The organism is Micromonospora tulbaghiae, from assembly GCF_900091605.1.
GTDB classification, from domain to species: Bacteria; Actinomycetota; Actinomycetes; order Mycobacteriales; family Micromonosporaceae; genus Micromonospora; species Micromonospora tulbaghiae.
The window spans coordinates 54,579-75,044 of record NZ_FMCQ01000005.1 but is presented as its reverse complement, the minus strand read 5'-3'; the positions used below and the strand labels follow the sequence as shown (position 1 = coordinate 75,044).

General features: G+C 73.0%; 19 protein-coding genes and 2 tRNA genes. 9 read left to right on the top strand and 12 right to left on the bottom strand.

Annotation, left to right across the window (positions count from 1 at the left end):
- Nucleotides 1–29: 29 nt before the first annotated feature.
- Nucleotides 30–995, top strand: a complete 966-nt coding sequence (locus GA0070562_RS16340; protein ID WP_175438785.1) for a hypothetical protein — start codon at nt 30–32, stop codon at nt 993–995.
- On the opposite strand, the gene GA0070562_RS16335 is transcribed toward GA0070562_RS16340, so the two are convergent.
- A complete protein-coding gene (locus GA0070562_RS16335; protein ID WP_091422285.1) occupies nt 878–2,146 on the bottom strand; it encodes a glycosyltransferase in 1,269 nt (422 codons plus the stop codon). The two genes, GA0070562_RS16340 and GA0070562_RS16335, sit on opposite strands and share 118 nt — an antisense overlap.
- 191 nt (nt 2,147–2,337) lie before the next feature.
- Between GA0070562_RS16335 and GA0070562_RS16330 the strand changes: the two genes are divergently transcribed.
- The 3 genes from GA0070562_RS16330 to GA0070562_RS16320 all read left to right on the top strand — a co-directional run bounded on the left by GA0070562_RS16330 (nt 2,338) and on the right by GA0070562_RS16320 (nt 4,717).
- The gene (locus GA0070562_RS16330; protein WP_091422283.1) at nt 2,338–3,336 is read left to right on the top strand and encodes an SDR family oxidoreductase; all 999 of its coding nucleotides are present in this window, start codon (nt 2,338–2,340) and stop codon (nt 3,334–3,336) included.
- Nucleotides 3,337–3,392: 56 nt separating this feature from the next.
- A complete protein-coding gene (locus tag GA0070562_RS16325; RefSeq protein ID WP_091423236.1) occupies nt 3,393–4,064 on the top strand; it encodes an ATP-binding protein in 672 nt (223 codons plus the stop codon).
- Nucleotides 4,065–4,144: 80 nt separating this feature from the next.
- The gene (locus GA0070562_RS16320; RefSeq protein WP_091422280.1) at nt 4,145–4,717 is read left to right on the top strand and encodes a DUF5709 domain-containing protein; all 573 of its coding nucleotides are present in this window, start codon (nt 4,145–4,147) and stop codon (nt 4,715–4,717) included.
- Nucleotides 4,718–4,721: 4 nt separating this feature from the next.
- On the opposite strand, the gene GA0070562_RS16315 is transcribed toward GA0070562_RS16320, so the two are convergent.
- Together GA0070562_RS16315 and macS are read right to left on the bottom strand one after the other, a co-directional pair.
- Complete coding sequence (locus GA0070562_RS16315) at nt 4,722–5,354, bottom strand: response regulator (protein ID WP_175438784.1); 633 nt, start codon at nt 5,352–5,354, stop codon at nt 4,722–4,724.
- An 11-nt stretch (nt 5,355–5,365) separates the two neighbouring features.
- Nucleotides 5,366–6,487, bottom strand: a complete 1,122-nt coding sequence (gene macS / locus GA0070562_RS16310; protein WP_091422273.1) for a MacS family sensor histidine kinase — start codon at nt 6,485–6,487, stop codon at nt 5,366–5,368.
- A 115-nt stretch (nt 6,488–6,602) separates the two neighbouring features.
- Here macS and GA0070562_RS16305 point away from each other — a divergent pair, with 115 nt between their 5' ends.
- Nucleotides 6,603–7,070 carry an ATP-binding protein gene (locus tag GA0070562_RS16305; protein WP_091422268.1) on the top strand — a complete coding sequence of 156 codons (468 nt, stop codon included), beginning with the start codon at nt 6,603–6,605 and terminating at the stop codon, nt 7,068–7,070.
- 8 nt (nt 7,071–7,078) lie between these two features.
- Here GA0070562_RS16305 and GA0070562_RS16300 read toward each other — a convergent pair whose 3' ends face one another.
- Nucleotides 7,079–8,017, bottom strand: coding sequence for a ribose-phosphate diphosphokinase (locus tag GA0070562_RS16300; protein WP_091422264.1), 939 nt, complete (start codon nt 8,015–8,017; stop codon nt 7,079–7,081).
- A gap of 64 nt (nt 8,018–8,081) precedes the next feature.
- Between GA0070562_RS16300 and glpK the strand changes: the two genes are divergently transcribed.
- Nucleotides 8,082–9,566, top strand: a complete 1,485-nt coding sequence (gene glpK / locus GA0070562_RS16295) for a glycerol kinase GlpK (RefSeq protein ID WP_217493429.1) — start codon at nt 8,082–8,084, stop codon at nt 9,564–9,566.
- Between the two features lie 3 nt (nt 9,567–9,569).
- Here glpK and GA0070562_RS16290 read toward each other — a convergent pair whose 3' ends face one another.
- Nucleotides 9,570–10,403, bottom strand: coding sequence for a phosphoribosylaminoimidazolesuccinocarboxamide synthase (locus tag GA0070562_RS16290; RefSeq protein WP_091422255.1), 834 nt, complete (start codon nt 10,401–10,403; stop codon nt 9,570–9,572).
- Nucleotides 10,404–10,524: 121 nt separating this feature from the next.
- Here GA0070562_RS16290 and GA0070562_RS16285 point away from each other — a divergent pair, with 121 nt between their 5' ends.
- Nucleotides 10,525–11,850 carry an ABC transporter substrate-binding protein gene (locus GA0070562_RS16285; RefSeq protein WP_091422252.1) on the top strand — a complete coding sequence of 442 codons (1,326 nt, stop codon included), beginning with the start codon at nt 10,525–10,527 and terminating at the stop codon, nt 11,848–11,850.
- Nucleotides 11,851–11,899: 49 nt separating this feature from the next.
- On the opposite strand, the gene GA0070562_RS16280 is transcribed toward GA0070562_RS16285, so the two are convergent.
- Nucleotides 11,900–12,148 (bottom strand): hypothetical protein, encoded by a 249-nt coding sequence (locus GA0070562_RS16280; protein ID WP_091422247.1) that lies wholly within the window; start codon nt 12,146–12,148, stop codon nt 11,900–11,902.
- A 137-nt stretch (nt 12,149–12,285) separates the two neighbouring features.
- Between GA0070562_RS16280 and GA0070562_RS16275 the strand changes: the two genes are divergently transcribed.
- Nucleotides 12,286–13,818, top strand: coding sequence for an MFS transporter (locus GA0070562_RS16275; protein ID WP_091422243.1), 1,533 nt, complete (start codon nt 12,286–12,288; stop codon nt 13,816–13,818).
- A complete protein-coding gene (locus tag GA0070562_RS16270) occupies nt 13,805–14,380 on the top strand; it encodes a TetR/AcrR family transcriptional regulator (RefSeq protein WP_091423233.1) in 576 nt (191 codons plus the stop codon). The genes GA0070562_RS16275 and GA0070562_RS16270 overlap by 14 nt, the downstream gene beginning before the upstream one ends.
- Before the next feature lie 41 nt (nt 14,381–14,421).
- On the opposite strand, the gene GA0070562_RS16265 is transcribed toward GA0070562_RS16270, so the two are convergent.
- The 6 genes from GA0070562_RS16265 to GA0070562_RS16240 all read right to left on the bottom strand — a co-directional run bounded on the left by GA0070562_RS16265 (nt 14,422) and on the right by GA0070562_RS16240 (nt 20,456).
- Nucleotides 14,422–14,495: transfer RNA gene (locus tag GA0070562_RS16265), tRNA-Met, on the bottom strand.
- 134 nt (nt 14,496–14,629) lie between these two features.
- Nucleotides 14,630–14,703, bottom strand: a tRNA-Met gene (locus tag GA0070562_RS16260).
- Between the two features lie 50 nt (nt 14,704–14,753).
- Entirely contained in the window at nt 14,754–15,680 is a 927-nt protein-coding gene (locus tag GA0070562_RS16255; protein ID WP_091422240.1) for a hypothetical protein, read from the bottom strand.
- A complete protein-coding gene (locus tag GA0070562_RS16250) occupies nt 15,670–16,179 on the bottom strand; it encodes an RNA polymerase sigma factor (RefSeq protein WP_013288396.1) in 510 nt (169 codons plus the stop codon). The genes GA0070562_RS16255 and GA0070562_RS16250 overlap by 11 nt, the downstream gene beginning before the upstream one ends.
- A gap of 147 nt (nt 16,180–16,326) precedes the next feature.
- Entirely contained in the window at nt 16,327–19,314 is a 2,988-nt protein-coding gene (locus GA0070562_RS16245; protein ID WP_225853321.1) for a UPF0182 family membrane protein, read from the bottom strand.
- 128 nt (nt 19,315–19,442) lie between these two features.
- Nucleotides 19,443–20,456 carry a YlbL family protein gene (locus GA0070562_RS16240; RefSeq protein ID WP_175438762.1) on the bottom strand — a complete coding sequence of 338 codons (1,014 nt, stop codon included), beginning with the start codon at nt 20,454–20,456 and terminating at the stop codon, nt 19,443–19,445.
- Nucleotides 20,457–20,466: the final 10 nt, after the last annotated feature.

The window sequence follows — 20,466 nt, the reverse complement described above, 5'->3', positions numbered from 1 at the left end:
TTTCCTCCGGTTGGTGCTTCCTGGCGGCGATGATCATCGCGTACGGCTTCGCCAACCTCCTCCAGTCGGTCGCGGCCGCGCGGACCACTGTGCACCACACGTTCGATCCCGGGCTGCTGCTGCGCCTCGCCGGGCACCGGACGTACCTGATCGGCCTGGCCTGCCAGGTCGTCGGCTTCGTGCTGGCGTTCCTGGCCCGCCGCGACCTGCCGCTGTTCCTGGTGCAGGCGAGCGTGGCGGCCGGGCTCGGGGTGACCGCCGTGCTCGGCGTGCTGGTGCTCAAGTGGCGGCTGCCGGCCGCCGAGGTGGTGCTGCTGGTGCTGCTGTTCGCCGGCATCACCGCGCTCGTGCTCTCCGCCCAGCCCGCGCCGTCGCGGCAGCTCGGCACCGCCGGGCTGGTCGGCCTGGCGGTGGCGGTGGTCGCGATCGCCGCTTCCGGCTTCTTCGCCGCCCGGCTGCACGGCGCGCTCGGGTCGGTGGTGCTCGGCTCACTGGCCGGGATGGCGTTCTCCGCCGCGGCGGTGGCGGCCCGGCCGCTCGCCTCGGCCGGGTCGGTGGAGGCGTTCGTCCGCGACCCGCTGCTCTACCTGCTGATCGTCCACTCGGTGATCGGTCAGCTGCTGCTCGGGCTGGCCATGCAGCGCGGGTCGACCACGGCGGCGGTGGCAGCGATGGACGCCGCCGGCGCGGTACCCGCGGCGATCGTCGGCCTGCTGCTGCTCAACGACAAGATCTGGCCCGGCCGGGAGTGGCTGGCCGGGCTCGGCTTCCTGGTGACGCTGGCCGCGGTGGTGGGCCTGACCCGATACGCCGAACCGCAGCACCACCATGCCGGCGCCCGCCAGAAGGCGATCGTGGGCGCCGGGATGGTGCCGGTTCAGGCCGCCTCGACCGGTCCCCGTTCCGAGACGACCACCTCGACCGGCGGCGTCACCTCGACCGGCGTCGGCTCGATCGGCGTGGCCGGACGGCGCCGCCCGATCACCCGCTCGTAGAGGCGCTCCAGCGCGGCGGCGGTACGTTCCCAGGTGTAGCTGCACCGGACCCGGTCCACCGCGGCGTGGCCGTACGCGAACCGTCCGGCGTTGTCCGACAGCAGCCGGCGCAGCGTGACCCCGAGCGTGCGCACGTCGCCCGGCGGCACCAGCTTGCCGGTCACCTCGTCCACCACCGCGTCCGCGATGCCGCCCATGGCGTAGCCGACCACCGGAACGCCGCAGGCCATCGCCTCCAGCGACACCCGCCCGGCTGACGCGTAGTGCGGCGTGCAGGCCACCACGTCGGCGGAGCGGTACCAGGTGGCCATCTGGTCGTGCGGCACCGCGCCGACCAGCTTCACCTGCTCCGCCACGCCCGCGCGTTCGGCCAGCTCGCGCAGCCGGCGCGCCTCGGCGTGCCCGTCCAGTCGCTCGGCCGGCGGGCCGCCGGCGATCACCAGCTCCGCGTCGCCGACCAGCCGCATCGCCCGGATCAGGTCGTCCTGGCCGTGCCCGGGCGCGAGCCCGGCGACGGAGAGGATCCGGGGCCGCTGGTCCCGCGGCGCCGCCTCGCCGTCCGGGTGGAACTGGCCGGTGTCCACCCCGGTCGGCACCATCGCCACCGATGTGCGTTGCAGACCCATCCGGGTCAGCTCGTCGACCTCGTCGTTGGACTGGGCCACCGCGACGTCCACGGCCCGGGTCAGTGCCCGCTCCAGCGGGATGCGCTCGCCCGGCCCGCCGTATTCACGGCCGAGGTGACGCAACTGCTCCACGCCGAGCGAGTGGAACGTCTGCACCACCGGGATGTCGGTGGCGCGTACCGCGTGGGCGGCGGCCAGGCCGCCGACCCAGTAGTGCCCGTGCACCACGTCGGGGGTCCAGTCCCCGGCCCACTGCCCGGCCAGCCAGCGGCCGTACTCGGCGACGAACGGCACCAGCTCGGCGGTGGAGAGCATGTCGGGCGGGCCGACCGGGACACGTTCCACCCGGTAGCCGTCGAGTTCGGTCAGGGCGGGCTGGGCGGACGCGGCACGGCGCTCGTAGACGCGGACGTCATGGCCCCGGGCGGCGAGTTCCGCCGCCACGCGCGCAATGTGCTCCTGGGTCCCGACGGTGGGACCGTCGGTGGACGAGCCGGCGTGCGCGCATACAAGGCCGACGCGCATGGTGCACCTCCATGCGTTCTCGCGAGCGGGGTCTCCGGTCAGAGCGTCCCATTAACCCAGGCCCGGTGCGCCCAAACCTGACAGATCGGGGTCACCCGGCCAGGACGTCCCGCGGACGGGACAGCCGACCGGACCCGATCACCGTCGAAAACGGTCGGCATGACGGCCCGGACCGGGGGTACCGACGGGGAATGCCGCTGACCCGCAGCCTCTCCGACGCCACCGTCGTCATCACCGGTGCCTCCAGCGGGATCGGCGCGGCCACCGCGTACGCGCTGGCCCGCCGGGGTGCCGACGTGGTGCTGGCCGCCCGTACCGAGTCCGCGCTGCGCCGCGTCGCGGCGTTCTGCCGGGAGCTGGGCGGGCGGGCCCTGGTGGTACCCACCGACGTGACCGACCCGGAGGCGGTGGAGCGGCTGGCCGGACGGGCGGTGGCCGAGTTCGGCCGGATCGACGCCTGGATCAACAACGCGGCAGTGGGCACCGTGGGGCTGTTCGACGAGATCCCGGTGTCCGAGTTCCGCCGGGTGGTGGACGTGAACCTGCTCGGCGCCGTGTACGGCACGCGCGCCGCGCTGCCCTGGCTGGGCGCGGCCGGCGGCGGGGTGCTGGTCAACAACGCCTCGGTGCTGGCCGAGGTGGCGATGCCGTACCAGTCGGCGTACAACGCGACCAAGCACGCGATCCGCGGGCTGGCCGACACGGTGCGGCAGGAGCTGCGGGTGACCGGCCGGGGCAACATCTCCATCTGTACGGTGCTGCCCGCCACCATCGACACGCCGTTCTTCCGGCACGCGGCCAACCACTCCGGCCGGGAACTGACCCCGCCGCCGCCGGTGTACCCGCCGGAGATGGTCGCCGAGACGATCGTCAAGCTGCTGCGCCGGCCCCGGCGGGAGGCGTACGCGGGCGGCGCGGCCCGGCTGATCGGGCTCCAGTGGCGGCTCGCCCCGGCGCTGGCCGAGCGCGTGCTGGGCTGGTACACCGCGCGCACCCAGTTCGGCCCCGGCGTACGCGCCGACTCCACCGGAGCCGTCTTCACGCCGGACTCGGCGGCGGAGCGGACCGACGGGTGGTCCGGCCGGCGCGGCCAGGTGCTGCGGCTGACGGCGGCGGTCGGGCTGGCCGCCGGCACCGCTGTCGGCACGGTGGCGGCGATCAGCCGCCGGTCCCGAGGTGGCCGGCCGTGAGTCCCGTCGACCGGACCGGTGCGCGGGCGCGGACCGACGTGCACAATGGGGCGATCATGCCGACGGATGCGCGTTGCCTGGTGGAGGCCGACGACTCCTCCCCGACGGTCCGGCTGACCGGGATCCTCGACCGCTCCGAGGTGCAGGCCGTACGGGACGCCCTGCTCGCCCGGTTGTGGCAGCGCCCTGGGGTGCTGCTGGTGGACCTGTCCGGGGTGCGGATCCCCGACCCGCTGGCACGCGACGCGCTGGACGAGGTCTGCCGGGCGGTCGCCGACTGGCCCGCCGCCGAGCTGGTGCTCGACCCGGACGGGCCACCACCGGACGCGCCGCCCGAGCCGCTCGACGTCGAGCTGTCCCCGGTGGTCGAGGCGGCCCGCGAGGCACGGATGCTGGTGACGGGCGGGTGCGCCAGGTGGGGGTTGCCGGAGCTGATCGAGCCGGCCTGCATCGCGGTCACCGAGATGGTCAACAACGTGGTCGCGCACGCCGTCACGCCGATGACGCTCCGGCTGGCCCCGCGCGGCGGCGCGCTGCACGTGGCCGTGCGGGACCACGCGTCCGGGCGGCCCGCGTACGGCGGTCCGGCGCCGGTGGACTCGGTGGGTGGGCGAGGGCTGCTGCTCATCGACACGGTGGCCCGGCGCTGGGGCAGCACGGCGCTGCCCGACGGCAAGGTGGTGTGGTGCGTGCTGTACGCCGAGGACGAGGCGGCGTTCCGCAACTGAGGTACCCTTTCGCCCCGTTACTCCCGATCCACCCGGCCGGTTGCGGTTAGGGCGGGGAGCGCAGTGGGTAGTTCCCGAGCATGCGCGACGACGAGTACCCCACCCCCGTGTCCGATCCCGAGGCGGAGGGTCTGCCCGACACCGCCGACGACGACTCCACCGCCAACGACGACGTGCTGACCGGGCGCGAGGCGGACGGCCCGGCGCCGGCCCAGCTCCCCGGTGACCGCACGCCGGTCGCCGTGGACCAGTTCGGCACCACGGCGGAGGAGCAACTCGACGGCGAGTCGCTGGACTACAAGCTCCATCGCGAGCAGTACGAGCGTCCCGCCGACGATCCGCTCGCCGGCCCGGTCGACCCGGACATCGCCGCCGAGGCGGACAGCGAGGAGGCCGCCGCGCAGGCCCAGCTCGACGCCGACGTGATCGACCCGGGCCCGGTCTCGGACCCGGACTCCCCGGTGTCCGTGTACGACCACGGCCAGCTCGGCACCGTCGCCGACCACCAGGTGGGCCGGCTGGTCGAGCCGGACGAGGGCGCGCACACCGACCAGGAGACCGACAACGTCGCCTACGACGCCGGCGCGGCCGGCGGCGGGGCCAGCGCGGAGGAGCTGGCGGTGCACGAGACCCGGCCGCCGGACGCGCACTGACCGCTCAGTCGTCCAGACCCCGCTCGATCGCGTACCGGGTCAGCTCGACCCGGTTGTGCAACTGGAGCTTGCCCAGGGTGTTCTGCACGTGGTTCTGCACGGTCCGGTGGGACAGGCCCAGCCGGTCGGCGATCTGCTTGTAGGACAGCCCCTTGGCGACCAGACGCAGCACCTCGGTCTCCCGCTCGGTGAGCCGGGGTGCTTCGTCGTGCGGGGCGGGCGGCGCGGCGGCCAGCCGCCGGTACTCCCCCAGCACCAGCCCGGCCAGGCCGGGCGTGAACACCGGCTCACCGGCCGCCGTGCGGCGCACCGCGTCCAGGAACTCCGCCGGTGCGGCCGACTTGGTCAGGTAGCCGGTGGCGCCGGCCTTGACCGCGTCGAGCACCCCCTGCGGCTCGCCGCTGGCCGAGAGCATGAGCACCCGCACCTCGGGCAGCGCGGCGCGCAGACCCCGGATCACCTCGACGCCGGAGATGTCCGGCAGCTGGAGGTCGAGCACGACCAGGTCGGGGCGGGCCGCCGCGGCCACCCGCACCGCCTGCCGGCCCTCCCCGCTGGTCGCCACCACCTGGTGACCGGCCTCGGTGAGGTCGCGGGCCACGCCCTCGCGCCACATCGGGTGGTCGTCGACCACCATCACCCGGAGGCTCACCCACGCCTCCTCGGCACGACCAGCTCGATCTCGGTGCCGGCACCGGGCGCGGAGACGATCCGCACCTCGCCGCCCAGGTCCGCCACCCGGCCCCGGATGGACTGCGCCACCCCGAGCCGCCCCTGCGCGGCGGCCTCCGCCAGCCGTCCCTGCGGAATGCCCGGCCCCTCGTCGCGTACCGAGACGGTCACCTTCTCCTCCTCGTCCTCGATCAGCACCCAGGCCCGCCCGCCGGCGTGCCGGGCCACGTTGTCGAGCGCCGCGCCGACCGCGGCGCCCACCTCACCGGCGGCCCGCGCCGGCAGCGGCACCGGTGTGGCGGGCGCGGACACCACGACCGTGGCCGAGGCGTACCTGTCGATCAGGTCGCGCAGGTCCTGCTCGTCACCGCCCGGATCCGGCGGCGCGCCCGCCCGGCCGATCAGCGCCCGCAACGCCGCCTCCTGTTCGCCGGCCAGCCGGGCCAGCTCGGCCGCCTCGCCGTCCAGGTCCGCGCCGCGTCGCCGGACCAGCGCGAGCACCTGGAGCACCGAGTCGTGGATGTCGCGGGCCAGCCGCTCCCGCTCCCGGGTGGCCGCCTCCAACTCCACCGCCCGCTGCAACCGCTCCTCCGCCTCCACCGCCAGCCGCGCCACGTGCCCGACCACCACACCGGCGAGCAGCATCAGGATCGCCCCGGTCAGCGCGGACGGGCTGATCCGGTCCCGGGTGGCGAGGTCGGCCCCGCCGAGCACGAGCGCGGCCACCGCGCCGCGCCGCCGGCCACCGGAGACCGCCCAGGCCAGCACCGGCCCGGCCAGCCAGGCGGCGGTCAGCATCGGCACACCGGCGGCGAGCGCCGCGCGGCCCACCACCCAGGGCGTGACCAGGATGATCGCCAGCACCACGCCGAGGTCGGCCAGGAGCAGCGGCCAGCGCCGCCCGGCCGGACGGCCGTACCCGGCCGCCGTCACGCCGCTCCACGCCAGCATCGCCAGCAGGACACCGCCCGCGGCGACCGGGTGCGCGTAGCGGTCCGCGTCGCGCAGCACGACCAGTCCGACGTACGCGAGCGCGGCGAAGCGGAACACCGCGATCGATCGCCAGAAGGGGCCCTCGAGGCCGGAGGACGACGGCATGTGCGTCACCCTGTCACAGCCGGTCCAGGGCACCCCGGGCGGTGCGGCTTGAGAAACCCTGACGTACGGTGGAAATGCCGCGAAAGTCGTCGAGAACCATCGTCGGGACGGGGTCATGACAGACGCAGAACTCCCCGCACCGCGTACGGTTGTGCCCATCGAACCTTCCCTGCTTCTCGCCACGGCCTTCGACCAGGCGCAGGTGACCGGGCTGCGGCACTCGGTCACCTCCTGCGCGCACGGGTCGGGCCTGTCCGGCCAACGGCTGGACGACTTCGTGCTGGCGGTCAACGAGCTGATCACCAACGCGGTCCGGCACGGCGGCGGGCAGGGCTGGCTACGGCTCTGGGAGCGGGACGGCGAACTGGTCTGCGAGGTCGCCGACCACGGGCCCGGGATCAGCGAACGGCGGCTGCGCGACCGCGACCGGCCCGCGCCGGACACCGCCGGCGGCTGGGGCCTCTGGCTGGCCCGGGAGCTGAGCGACGCGATGGAGGTGGAGAGCGGCGACGCCGGCACCGTCGTCCGGATCACCGCCGCGCTCGCCACCCGCCAGCCCGCCACCGGCCCGATGGACGGCTGACCCGCCCGTCAGGCGAACAGGGCGCTCACCGACTCCCCGTTGTGGATCCGCCGCATCGCCTCGGCCAGCGCCGGCGCCACCGACAGCACCTCCAGCTTCGGCACCCGCTTGTCCGCCGGGATCGGCACCGTGTTGGTGCAGACGATCTCCAGGACGCCCTCCTGTGCGCTCAGCCGCTCCAGCGCCCCGCTGGAGAACAGGCCGTGCGTACAGGCCAGCCGGATCGAGCGGACCTGCCGCTCGCGCAGGTGCGAGATCAGCTCGATCACCGTGCTGCCCTTGGCGATCTCGTCGTCCAGCACGATCACGTCCCGGTCCGTCACGTCGCCGATGATCGTGCTGATCTGCACCCGGTCGTCGCTGTAGCGCTGCTTCGCGCCGGCCGCCACCGGCGTACCCAGCATCCGGGCGAACGCGGCGGCCTCCTTGGCGTTGCCCAGGTCCGGCGAGACCACCACCGCGTTGCTCAGGTCGTACCCCTTGAAGTGGGCGGCCAGCTCGCGCAGCGCGTGCAGGTGGTCCACCGGGACGCTGAAGAAGCCGTGCACCTGCGGCGAGTGCAGCGTCATGGCCAGCACCCGGTGCGCGCCGGCGGAGGTGAGCAGGTCGGCGACGAGCCGGCCGCCGATGGAGATGCGCGGCGCGTCCTTCTTGTCCGACCGCGCGTACGCGTAGTGCGGCAGCACCACAGTGATCCGCGCGGCCGACGCTCCCCGGGCCGCGTCGATCATGAGCAGCAGCTCGACCAGGTGCTCCTGCACCGGCGGCACCAGCGGCTGGATGAGGAAGACGTCGCGCTCCCGGCAGTTCGCCTGCAACTGCACCTCCAGGCAGTCGTTGGCGAACCGGGACACCCGCACCGGGTGCAGCGGGACGTGGAGGTGGGCGCAGATCTCGGCGGCGAGGTCGGGATGGGCCGACCCGCTGAACACGGCAATGTCACGCACGTCTGATGATCGTACGGGCCGCAGGAGGGAGACGGTGGGCGCTCACGGCGGGTACGGTGCTGCCGTGACCGCAGAGTTCGTCGCCGCCATCGACCAGGGCACCACGTCCTCGCGCTGCATCGTCTTCGACCGGGCCGGTGAGATCGTCGCCGTGGCCCAGCGCGAGCACCGGCAGGTCTTCCCCCGCCCCGGCTGGGTCGAGCACGACGCCGAGGAGATCTGGACGAACGTCGAGCACGTGGTGCGCGAGGCGCTGGCCGGCGCGGACATCGGCACCGAGATGCTCGCCGCGGTGGGCATCACCAACCAGCGCGAGACCACTGTGGTGTGGGACCGGGAGACCGGTCGCCCGGTGGCGAACGCGATCGTCTGGCAGGACACGCGCACCGGCCCGCTGCTGCGCGAGCTGACCGGGACGTACGACGAGGAGCGGCTCCGGACCCGCACCGGCCTGACCCCGGCCACCTACTTCGCCGGCCCGAAGCTGCGCTGGCTGCTGGACCACGTCGACGGGCTGCGCGAGCGGGCCGAGCGCGGCGAGGTGCTGTTCGGCACCATGGACAGCTGGCTGATCTGGAAGCTGACCGGCCGGCACGTCACCGACGTGACGAACGCCAGCCGCACCATGCTGATGGACCTGGAGACGCTCGACTGGGCCCCGGAGCTGCTCGACGCGCTGCGGATCCCGGCCGCCGTGCTACCCGAGATCCGCAGCTCGGCCGAGGTGTACGGCACCGCCCAGGGGGTGCTGGCCGGAGTGCCGGTGGCGAGCGCGCTCGGCGACCAGCAGGCGGCGTTGTTCGGGCAGACCTGCTTCCAGCCCGGCGAGGCCAAGTGCACCTACGGCACCGGCAGCTTCCTGCTGCTCAACACCGGCGCCAGCCCGGTGCCGTCGCGGCACGGCCTGCTCACCACGGTGGCGTACCGGATCGAGGGCCAGCCCGCCGTGTACGCGCTGGAGGGCGCCATCGCGGTCACCGGCTCGCTGGTGCAGTGGCTGCGCGACAACCTCGGCCTGATCTCCACGGCCCCGCAGGTCGAGGAGCTGGCCCGCACCGTCGACGACAACGGCGGCTGCTACGTGGTGCCGGCCTTCTCCGGCCTGTTCGCCCCGCACTGGCGCAGCGACGCCCGGGGCGTCATCGCCGGGCTGACCGGCTACATCACCAAGGGCCACCTGGCCCGCGCGGTGCTGGAGGCGTCCGCCTTCCAGACCCGGGAGGTGGTGGACGCGATGAACGCCGACTCCGACGTGGCGCTGCGCCGGCTGCGGGTCGACGGCGGGATGACCGGCAACGAGCTGCTCATGCAGTTCCTCGCCGACGTGCTGGACGTGCCGGTCGTGCGGTCCCGGATCACCGAGACGACGTGCCTCGGCGCCGCGTACGCCGCCGGCCTGGCCGTCGGGTTCTGGCCCGACCTGGCCACGCTGCGCGAGAAGTGGCGCTCGGACGCGCAGTGGGAGTCGACCATGGACCCGGCGCACCGGGAGCGCGAGCTGCGCCAGTGGCACAAGGCCGTCCGGCGCACGCTCGACTGGGTCGACTGAGCGTCAGTCCCAGCGGTTGCCGGTGAGCTTCTCGTACACCTCGACGTAGCGCGCCCGGGTCGCCTCGATCACCTCGGCCGGCACCTCCGGCGCGGGCGGCTGCTTGTCCCAGCCACTCGACGTGGCCCAGTCCCGCACGTACTGCTTGTCGTAGGAGAACTGGGCGCGGCCCGGCTGGTACGACTCGGCCGGCCAGAACCGGGACGAGTCGGAGGTGAGCACCTCGTCACCGAGGACCAGCGTGCCGTCCGACGCCCAGCCCAGCTCCAGCTTCGTGTCGGCGATCAGGATGCCCCGTTCGGCGGCGATCTCCGCGCCGCGCCGGTAGACGTCGACGGTGATCTGCCGCAACCGCTCGGCGACCTCCGGCCCGACCTTGTCCACCACCTGCTCGTACGTGATCGGCTCGTCGTGCTCGCCCTTCGGCGCCTTGGTCGACGGCGTGAAGATCGGCTCGGGCAGGATCGACGCCTCCACCAGGCCGCGGGGCAGCGGCACTCCGGAGACCGAGCCGGTGCGCTGGTATTCCGTGAAGCCGCCGCCGGTCAGGTAGCCCCGGGCCACGCACTCGACCGGCACCATCTCGAGCCGCCGGCAGCGGATCGCCCGGCCGGCGAACTCCGCCGGTACGTCCGTCGCGGAGATCACATGGTTCGGCACCAGGTCGGACAGCTGCTCGAACCACCACAGCGACAGCGCGGTGAGCAGACGGCCCTTGTCCGGGATCGGGGTCGGCAGCACCACGTCGTAGATGGAGACGCGGTCCGTGGCGACCAGGATCAGGTCCTCGCCGTCGGCGTAGACGTCCCGGACCTTGCCCGAGTGCAGAAGTTCCACGGCGCTAGTACACCATGACCGGCACGGGTCGCCGGGCGCGCCCACCAGCCGCCCCGCCCGGCGTTGACACCCGGCCGGGGGCCGGTGAAATGATCCGTCCACCCCACCTTCGGAGAGATTCGTGCGCGCTCCGCAGTCCGTACCCCGTCCCGGGCTCGACCGGCGACGGTTCCTCGGCGCGCTCACCGGGCTGCCGCTCGCAGCCGGCGCACTGCCGCTGCTCACCGGGTGCAGCCCGGAGGAGGTGGCCGCCGACGAGAGCCCGATCGAGCTGTCCGTGTTCTGGTGGGGCGGCGCCCGCCGGGCCGCGGCCACCGAACAGGCGCTGCGGTTGTACTCGCAGCAGAACCCACGGGTCAGCTTCCGGGTCACCTGGCAGGGGCTGGGCGGCTACTACGACCGGATCGCCACCCAGGCCACCGGCGGGAACGCGCCGGACCTGTTCCAGATCGACGACACCCTGCTCGCCGAGTACGCCGGCCGGGACATCCTGCTCGACCTCACCCGGTACGTCGCCGACGAGCGGCTCGACCTGCGCGAGGTACCGGAGCAGCTGGCCCGCTACGGCCGGGTGGACGAGCGCACGGTGGGCGTGCCGGCCGCGCAGACGAGCGCCGCGCTGGTGTTCAACCGCCGGCTGCTGCGCCGGCTGGGGCAACCCGAGCCGCGTACCGGGATGTCCTGGAAGGAGTACGTGACCTGGGCCGCCCGCGTCACGCGCGCCTCCGGCAACCGGGTGGCGGGCACCATGGACGCCTCCGGCGACTACCGGGCGTTCTGGCTCTGGCTGCGCGGCCAGGGCAGCGAGCTGTACCAGGGGCGGCAGCTCGGCTTCAGCTCCGCCGAACTGCTCGCCTGGTTCGAGTTCTGGGAGGTGGCGCGCTTCGACCGGGCCACACCGAGCGCCGCCCTGGTCGAGCAGGCCGACAGCGGCGAGCTGGCCCGCCAGCTCGTGGTCACCGGGCACACCGCGGCCTCCTTCGCCTGGTCGCACCAGTTGCCCGAGCTGCAGAGCCTGACCGACGACGAGCTGGGCGCGGTCGCCTTCCCGGGCACGCCCGCCGCGCAGTGGCCGCGCGCGTCGATGTACTGGGCCGGTTTCCGGGGCACCCGCCACCCGGAGACGGTGGTGGACGTGCTCGACTTCCTGACCACGAACGTGGCCGCCGGCCGGCTCCTCGGCGTCGAGCGCGGCCTGAACGCCAGCAAGCAGGTGCGCTCGTTCGTGACCGCGGAGGTGACCGGCCGGGCCGAGAAGCGCATGGCGGCGCTCGGCGCCGAGCTGGACGACCTGGCCGGCCCGTCACCCGCGCCGCCGCCCAAGGGGCACGCCGCGGTGCGCACGCTGCTGATCGAGGCGGCCGAGAGCATCCGCGGCAAGCGCGCCGGCGCCCGCACCGCGACCTCCCGCTTCATGGCCCAGGCGAACGCCGCCCTGGCCGGCTGACCCACCCCACCCGCTCGCCCTCTCGGCGTGGGCGGGGTGGGCGCGGGTGTCAGCGCGGGGGGCGGTTGCGGCGGTTGCGGGTGAGCAGCACCACCAGCAGCACGATGCCGCCGACCACCACGAGGCAGCAGAGCAGGCCGAGGAAGCCGAACCCGCCGCGGGAGCGCCGGCGCGCGGCCTCCACCACGATCTCGCCGGTGCCCGACGACGCCCAGGCCGCGACCGGCACGAAGACCGAGAGCACGACCGTACCGAGGACCGCGCCCAGGCGGCCCCACCACTTGTTCCATGCAGACATGCCCCCATCCTCGCCGAGACCCGCAACCGGGGCACGGCGGACGGAAGGATGCCGCCGGACGCGGCGAAGGGCCGCTGCCGCAGCCCGGGTGGCGTTATTCACGATTAGCCGTCCATTTGGACTGTTACGGTTGGCCGGTGACCTCCTCCCTGCGCTCCAACCCCGCGCCGGCCCGTGCCGGAAAGCGGGAATGGGCGGCCCTCGTGGTCCTCGTCCTCGTGGTCCTTCTCCTCGCCATCGACGGGACGGTCCTCTACCTCGCGGTCCCGTCCCTGACGGAGGACATCGGGCCCAGTGCCACGCAGATCCTGTGGATCGGGGACATCTACGCCTTCGTCCTCGCCGGGCTCCTGATCACGATGGGCAACCTGGCCGACCGGATCGGCCGGAAAAGGCTGCTGATGATCGGCACTGTGGGGTTCGGCTCGGCGTCCGTGCTGGCGGCCTTCGCCTCCACGCCGGAGGTGCTGATCGCGGCCCGTGCCCTTCTCGGCCTGGCCGGCGCCACGTTGATGCCGTCGACGCTCTCGATCGTCCGCTCGATGTTCGCCGATCGCGCTCAGCGGGCCCGGGCCATCGCGCTCTGGTCCGCCGGGGCGACCGCCGGGGCCGCGCTCGGCCCGCTGGTGGGCGGCGCGCTGCTGGAGCGCTTCTGGTGGGGATCGGTCTTCCTGATCAACGTGCCGGTGATGGTGCTGGCGCTGGTGGCGGGGTGGCTGCTGCTGCCGGAGTCGAAGGGCGAGGCGCCGGCGCGGATCGACGTGGGTTCCTCGGCGCTGTCCATCGTCACGATCGTCCCGCTGGTCTTCGCCCTCAAGCGTCTGTTCAGTGACGGGGTCGACGCCCTCACCGTGGCCGCAGCCGCGGCCGGGCTGCTGGCCGGATGGTGGTTCGTGCGGCGGCAGAACCGGCTGGCGGTGCCGCTGCTCGACGTCTCGCTGTTCAAGGTGCCGGCGTTCTCGGGCGCGCTGGCCGCCAACGTGCTGGCCATCTTCGGGTTCCTGGGGCTGCTGTTCTTCTTCTCCCAGTACCTCCAGCTGGTCCGGGGCTTCGGCCCTCTGAAGGCAGGCGCCGCCGAGCTGCCCGGGACACTCGCCGCGGTGCTCGTGGTGGCGCTGGTCGGCGTCCTGCTGGCGCGGCTGGGTGCGGGCCGCGCGATCGGGCTGGGACTGATGGCCGCCGCCGTCGGACTCGCCGTCATGGGGATGAGCGTCGACCTGCGGAGCTACTGGGGCCTGGGCGTCGGCCTCGCCGTCATCGGGCTCGGCATCGGTGTCGCCATGACGCTCTCGACGGACGCCGTCGTCGGCGCCGTCCCGGAGCGGCGCGCGGGTGCCGCGTCGGCGGTGGCCGAGACGGCGTACGAGCTGGGCGGCGCGCTCGGCATCGCCGTCCTCGGCTCGCTGCACGGACTGCTCTACCGCTCGTCGCTGACGCTCCCGGCCGGGGCCACCGCCACCGATCGGGCGCTGGCGGAGGACTCCCTGGCCGCAGCCGTGTACGGGTCACCGACGCCCGGCGTCGTGGCCGCGGCACAGGACGCCTTCGCCCAGGCGATGCAGTCCGCCACCTTCGTGGCCGCCGTGATCCTGGTCGGCGCCGCGGTGGTGGCCTGGAAGATCATTCCCTCCGAGCCCGTGTCCGGTGGAGGTGTTCGTGTCAACCACTGAACGTCGTCCGATCCGCGATCGTGCACGCACCCGGCGAGCAGTGCTGGACGCCGCCGAACGGGTGGTCACCCAGCACGGCGCCAACGTCAGCCTGGCCGCCATCGCCCAGGAGGCGGGTGTCACCAAGAGCGGCCTGATGCACCATTTCCCCTCCCGCGAGGACCTGTTCGCCGCCCTCGTCGAGCAGGTGATCACCCGGTTCTGGGCGGAGGTGAACGCCCACGTCGACCCCGCCGACGACCGGCCCGGAGCCTTCACCCGCGGGTACGTGCGCGCCCTCACCGGAGACAGCGCGTACCTGGCGGAACTGAACAGCGCCACCGGCCTGCTCGCGCAACTCGGGGTCGACAGCATGGAGCACGTGCTCGCGGTGGATCCCGAGGACCCGGCACGCTGGAACCGCGCCTTCGCCGCCGACGGCCTGCCGCCGGGCCGCGTCTGGGCCGTCCGCTACGCCGCGGAGGGAATCGCCATCGGCATCGGCACCGCCTACGTCACGCACGAGCAGCTCCGGCTGGCCCGCGCGGAACTGCTCGCCCTCACCGAGACGGCGCCGGAATGAGTTCAGGCCCGGAATCCGTGGATTCCGGGCCTGAACCTTTGTAGCGGGGACAGGATTTGAACCTGCGACCTCTGGGTTATGAGCCCAGCGAGCTACCGAGCTGCTCCACCCCGCGTCGGCTCATACAGCTTATCGCACCCCGATCCTGGAGATCAGCCGGGTACCCGATCCCGGCGCCGGCCGTTTCCGGGGCGCCTCGGGCCGGAACGACGAAGGCCCCGGAGAGAACTCCGGGGCCTTCGTCATGAGTAGCGGGGACAGGATTTGAACCTGCGACCTCTGGGTTATGAGCCCAGCGAGCTACCGAGCTGCTCCACCCCGCGTCGGCTCGATAACCGTAGCGCACCGACCCGGGGAGGCGCAAAACGGGTACTCAGTCCAGCCACCGCCGGATCGCCTCGACCGCCCGGCGGCTGTCCGCGTCGAACTGGGGACGCTGGGTCGAGGTGCTCTCCCAGCCCTGCTCCCACAGCACCGTCACCACGTCGCCGGAGCGCACCGCACGCACCAGGTGCACCTCGTCGCCGCCGCTCGGATCGCCGTTGGCGTCCCGGTACGGCGTCCGCGTCTCGAACAGCACCGACTCGTCGCCGTACCCGGTGTCGGGCAGCAGACGCTGCCGCACCGTCACCGACGGCGCGCCCCGGGCGGGCTGCTCGGGGCAGGCCCGGACCGCCGCGCGCAGCTCGGCCAGCGCGGCGCCGGCGCCGCCGGACCGGTAGATCGTGATGCTGTGCCGGTAGTTGCCGGACGGCACCTCGTCAGCCGGCGCGCCGGCCCGGCGGTACGGCAACGACCGGGCCCGCCGAGCCACCACCCGCTCGTCGCCGGGTGTCGCCCCGCACAGCGCCGGCAACACCGGTCCCGGGCCGAAGTAGTTGCCCGTGCCGGCGTCGTTAGCGGCGGGAAGCACGAAGAACGCCCGGTCCGGGACCGTGGTCGGGGCCGCGGCGGCCGGAGGCGTGGTGGTCACGACCGGGCTCCGCGAGCCGGGAGTACGGCCGAGGGTCGGCGATCCGGTGGTGGGCGACGGCGCGACCGAGGGCGCGGCGGACGAACGCCGTGGGGTGGGCGTACCCGCGGGGGGCGGAACCGGGTCGGGGCCCGGCCCGGCGGCGAGCACCAGCTGGCTTCCGGCCACCGTGCCCGCGACCAGGCCGGCGGCGGCCAGGACGGTGAGCGCGGCGCGGCGTCGGGCCCGGCGGTCGGCGCTGCGGCGCAGCCGGTCCGGCGCCGGCAGGACCCGCTCGTCGGTGTCGGCGGCGAGGGACCGGTAGTAGCGGTGCAGTTCAGGCGACATCGTTGACCTCCAGCTCCTCGGCGGCGACGCCGGGCAACAGCTCGGCCAGCCGGGCCCGTCCCCGTGACAGCCAGGACTTCACCGTGCCGGTGGGCACGCCGGCCTCCCGGGCGATCTCCTCCACCGGCAGGTCGAACAGGTAGTGCAGGGCGAGCGCCTGCCGGTGCCGGGGCGGGAGCTGCCGCAGCGCCGCGACCAGCAGCACGGTGTCCTCGCCCGGCGGCCCGACGTCGGGTGGCGGGCCGGTGCGGCTGGCCGCGAGGCGCCACCCGCGCAGCCGCCGGAACCGATCGGTCGCCAGCCGGCTGATCACCAGCCGCAGCCACGCCTCCGGCGCGGGATGGCCCGCCAGCTTCGCCCACTGCCGCCAGGCCCGGGCGTACGCCTCCTGCACGAGATCCTGGGCCTCGGCCGGGTCGCCGGCCACCGCGTAGCCGTACCGGACGGCCCGCCCCGACGTGCTGCGGTAGAAGTCGTCGAAGCTGTCCGCGTCACGCATGTGCCCTCCCGCCCCCACACGTTCACCTGCACTGTTGACGGCGCGGCGGGGTGCGGGGTTGCGGCCGGGAAGTCCGCTTCACGACAGAGCCCGTGGTCCGGGGACCGTTGCGGTCCCGGACCACGGGCTCGTGGTGTCAGCTCGGCGTCAGCCGCCCGGTGTCGGCGCGGGTGACGTCGGCGCCGGTGGCGAGACGCTGCCCGACGGCGCGGGGTTGCCCGAGCCGCCGGCCGCGGCCTGGGCCTGCTGGAACGCGCTCATCGCCTCGTCCAGCGCCTTCAGCGCACGCCCGTACCGCTCGAAGTCGCCGGACGTCTGCGCGGCCTTGACCTCGGCGATCGCGGTCTGCACCCGGGCAGCCGCCTGGGCCAGTTCCCCGCTCATCGGCGGCGGCGTGTTGTTGTCGCCCCCTGTCGGCGGCGGCGTGGGGTTGTCGTCGGTGCTGGGCGGCGGGTTGTTGTTCGGCGCCTGCTTGCCCTGCTCGACGAGCTGCTTGATGCCGTCGGCGAGGTTGTTGGCGAGCACCACGTACGAGCCGCCGTCACCGTAGGAGAGCAGCACCTTCTGCAACAGCGGGTACGCGTCCTGGCTGCTGCTCTTCACGTACACCGGCTCGACGTAGAGCATGCCGTCGGCGAACGGCAGTGAGAGCAGGTTGCCGTACTGCACCTGGGCCTGGTTGGAGGAGAGCAGGTTGAGCTGCTGCCGGATGTCGCCGTTGTTGGTCATCTGCTGGTGCACCTGCGTCGGCCCGGAGATCCGGGTCTGATCCGGCAGTTCCAGCACCTCCAGCTTCGGCTGCCCGTCGACGTACGACCCGGAGACCAGCGCGGCGAGGTTCTGCCGCCCGTTCGGGGTGACCGCGGAGGTCAGCTGGAAGCGTGGCCCGTCCTGCCCGGGGAACTGGGTGAACAGGTAGTACGGCGGCTGCTTCTGCCCGCTGTCCGGCGCGTCCGGCACGTTCGGCACCTGCCAGAAGTCCTGGCCGGAGTAGAAGTCGCCGGGGTCGGTGACGTGGAACTTGGTCAGCAGGTTGCGCTGCACCTTGAACAGGTCGGCCGGGTAGCGGAAGTGCTCGGCCAGCTCGGCCGGGATGTCGCCCTTGGGCAGCACCAGGTCGCCGCCGAACGCCTTGTTCCACGCCTTGAGCACCGGGTCGGTGTCGTCGTACGAGTAGAGCTTGACCGTGCCGTCGTACGCGTCGACGGTCGCCTTCACCGAGTTGCGGATGTAGTTGACGTTCTCCCGGGCGAGCTGGAACGTGCCCCGGCCGGTCAGCTCGTCGGTGGTCTCCGCCTGGAGGTTGACCCGCTCGGCGTACGGGTAGGTCGCCGCCGTGGTGTAGCCGTCGATGATCCACAGGACGCGTCCGTTGACCACCGCCGGGTACGGGTCGCCGTCGAGCGTGAGGAACGGCGCGACCTTCTCCACCCGGTCGCGCGGGTTACGCACGTACAGCAGCTTCGAGTTCTCGTTGACCGCCTCGGAGAGCAGGAAGTTCGACTCCTGCTCCTTGATCGCGTAGAGCAGCCGGCGCGGGAACGAGCCGATCTTGACGCCGCCCTCACCGGTGTAGGTGTAGTACTGCTCGCCACCGGTGGAGGTGGGGCGGTCGAACTCGACGTTGCGGTCGCCGTTCTGCCCGACGATCGCGTAGTCACTCGCCTCCATCCGCTCGCCGTAGTAGATCCGCGGCTGCTGGGCCGGGATCTCCTCGGTCGGCGAGGAGCACGCCTCCTGCGCCTTCTCGCCGAGGTAGCCGGAGACGAAGTACGGCTGCCCGCCGCAGACCACCTGGTTCGCCGGGGCGGCGACCAGGCCGTATCCGTGGGTGTAGACGGTGTGGCGGTTGATCCAGTTGCTCTGCTGGTCGGTCAGCTCGCCGTAGTTGATCTCACGGACGCCGACCACGTAGTCGGAGGTCTTGTCATTGACCGAGTACCTGTCGATGTCCAGCTTCGAGCCGAAGTCGTAGAACCCGCGGACCTGCTGGAGCTGCGTGTACGTCTCGGAGACGAGCTGCGGGTCGAGCAGCCGGATGTTCGACACCACGGAGGTGTCGGTGGCGAGGCTGGCGGGTGGAACGAGATTGCTGGCCGCGTACGGTGTGGTCTTCGTGCCGTCGAGACCGAACGCGGACCTGGTGGCCTTGATGCTGCGTTCGATGTACGGCGCCTCCTTGTCCCGGGCGCTCGGCTTGACCTCGAAGGTCTGCACCGCCCACGGGTAGATGCCGCCGATCGCCACCGCGGAGACACCGAGCAGGGCGAGCGAGATGCCCGGCCAGACCAGGTTCCGCATGACGGCGTTGGAGAACACGATGATCGCGATCGCCACCACGACGGAGATCCAGGCGAGGATCTCCTTCGCCGGGAGCAGCGCGTTCACGTCGGCGTAGCCGGCGCCGTAGAGCTTGGCGCCCTCGTTGTACTCCAGCAGCATGGCCCGCCGGTCGAGCACGTAGGCCACGGCCTTGAGCAGCACGAACACGGCGACCAGCGAGCTGAGGTGGGCGCGGGCGGCGTTCGTCATCCGGTCGCCGACGCCCTGAAGGCGGACGCCGCCGAAGATGTAGTGCACGGCGAGCGCGCCGAGCAGCGACAGCACCACGGCGGTGAAGCCGACGCCGAGCACGTAGCGCCAGAACGGGAGCTGGAAGACGTAGAAGCCGACGTCGACGCCGAACTCCGGGTCCTTCACGCCGAAGTCGCCGCCGTTGCGGAACAGCAGCCACTGGCCCCACCGGCTCTGCGCGGACAGACCGGCGAACAGCCCGACGACGACGGCGGCGAGCGCGATCCAGGTGCCGAGCCGCGGGCTCAGCAGCATCCGGTAGCGCTCCAGCGTGGCCTGCTCGGCCGAGTGCGGACGCATCTTGGGCCGCAGCCGGTGGGCCAGCCAGAGGTTGCCGCCGACGAGCAGCGCCATGCCGGCGCCGACCACCAGGAACAGCAGCAGCCGGGTGGCGAGCACGCCGGTGAAGACCTGGGTGTAGCGGACCTCGTCGAACCAGAGCCAGTCGGTCCAGGCGTTGACCCCCCACCCGAGGAGGGTGAACAAGATGAACACCCCGATCAGGACACCGATGGTGACGCGTCCGCGCCGACTCATCCTCGGTAAGGGACTGCTACGCATGACCACTGTTGGCTCCGCACGCTCGATGTGATCGGCTCCGACCAGGCACCAAGAGTACGGGGTGTTCCTGAGCACGTCGGGTCAAGGTCACGTCACGATCCGCCCGCCGGCCGCCGCCCGGCCCCGCCTCAGCAGCGCGTCGGCTGCCCCCCGGCGCGCAGCGTCTCGAGTGCCTTCAATGCCTCACCCAGCGTGGCGACCTTCAGCAGCGGCAGTCCCGGCTGCGGGTTGCGGACCGCCTCGGCGCAGTTGTCGGCGGGCACCAGGAACGCCTTCGCGCCCGCGTCCTTGGCGCCGACGAGCTTCTGCGCGATGCCACCGATCGGGCCGACGCGACCCTCGTCGTCGATGGTGCCGGTACCGGCGATGATCTTTCCGCCGGTGAGGTCGGCCGGCTCCAGCTTGTCGATGATGCCGAGCGAGAACATCAGCCCGGCGCTCGGCCCGCCGATGTCACCCAGGTCGATCTTGAGGGTGAACGGGTGCGACTGCTGCTGGTCGATCTCCACGCCGATCCGCGGCCGGCCGTCCTGCTCACGGCTGGTCACAGTGGCCGTCCCCGGGGTGCCGCCCCGGGTGTAGCCGATCTTCAGCGCGGTGCCCGCCGGCTTCGCCCGGATCAGCTCGGTGAGCTTGGCCGCGCTCGTCACCGGCGCCCCGTCGACCGAGGTGACCACGTCGTCGGGCCGCAGCGCGTCGACCGACGGGCCGCCCGGCGTGACCGCCTTGACCAGCACCTTGATCGGATAGCCCAGCTCGCGCAGCGCCGCCGTCTCGGCGCTGGTCTGCGAGTTCTGGAAGTCCTCCGCGTTGCGCTTCTCGACCTCCTCCTGCGACTCCCCCGGCGGGTAGACCAGCTCGCGCGGCACCACCGCCTCGTCCGAGGAGAACCATCCGGCCAGCGCCGACCGCAGCCGCACTGTGGGCTGGACACCGACTGTGGTGAGCCGCAGCTGACCGACGGAGGTGGACGTCGCGCGGCCGGTCACCTGGATGACCTCCTTGCCGTCCTCGCTGCCCAGCGTGTTCACCGTCGGACCGGGGCCGAGCACCACGTACGGCAGCGGCACGCTCAGCACGCCGACGCTGAGCAGGGCGGTGAGCAGGGCACCGAGAAGGACGGTCACGCCGCGACGTCTCATGCGCCAGAGC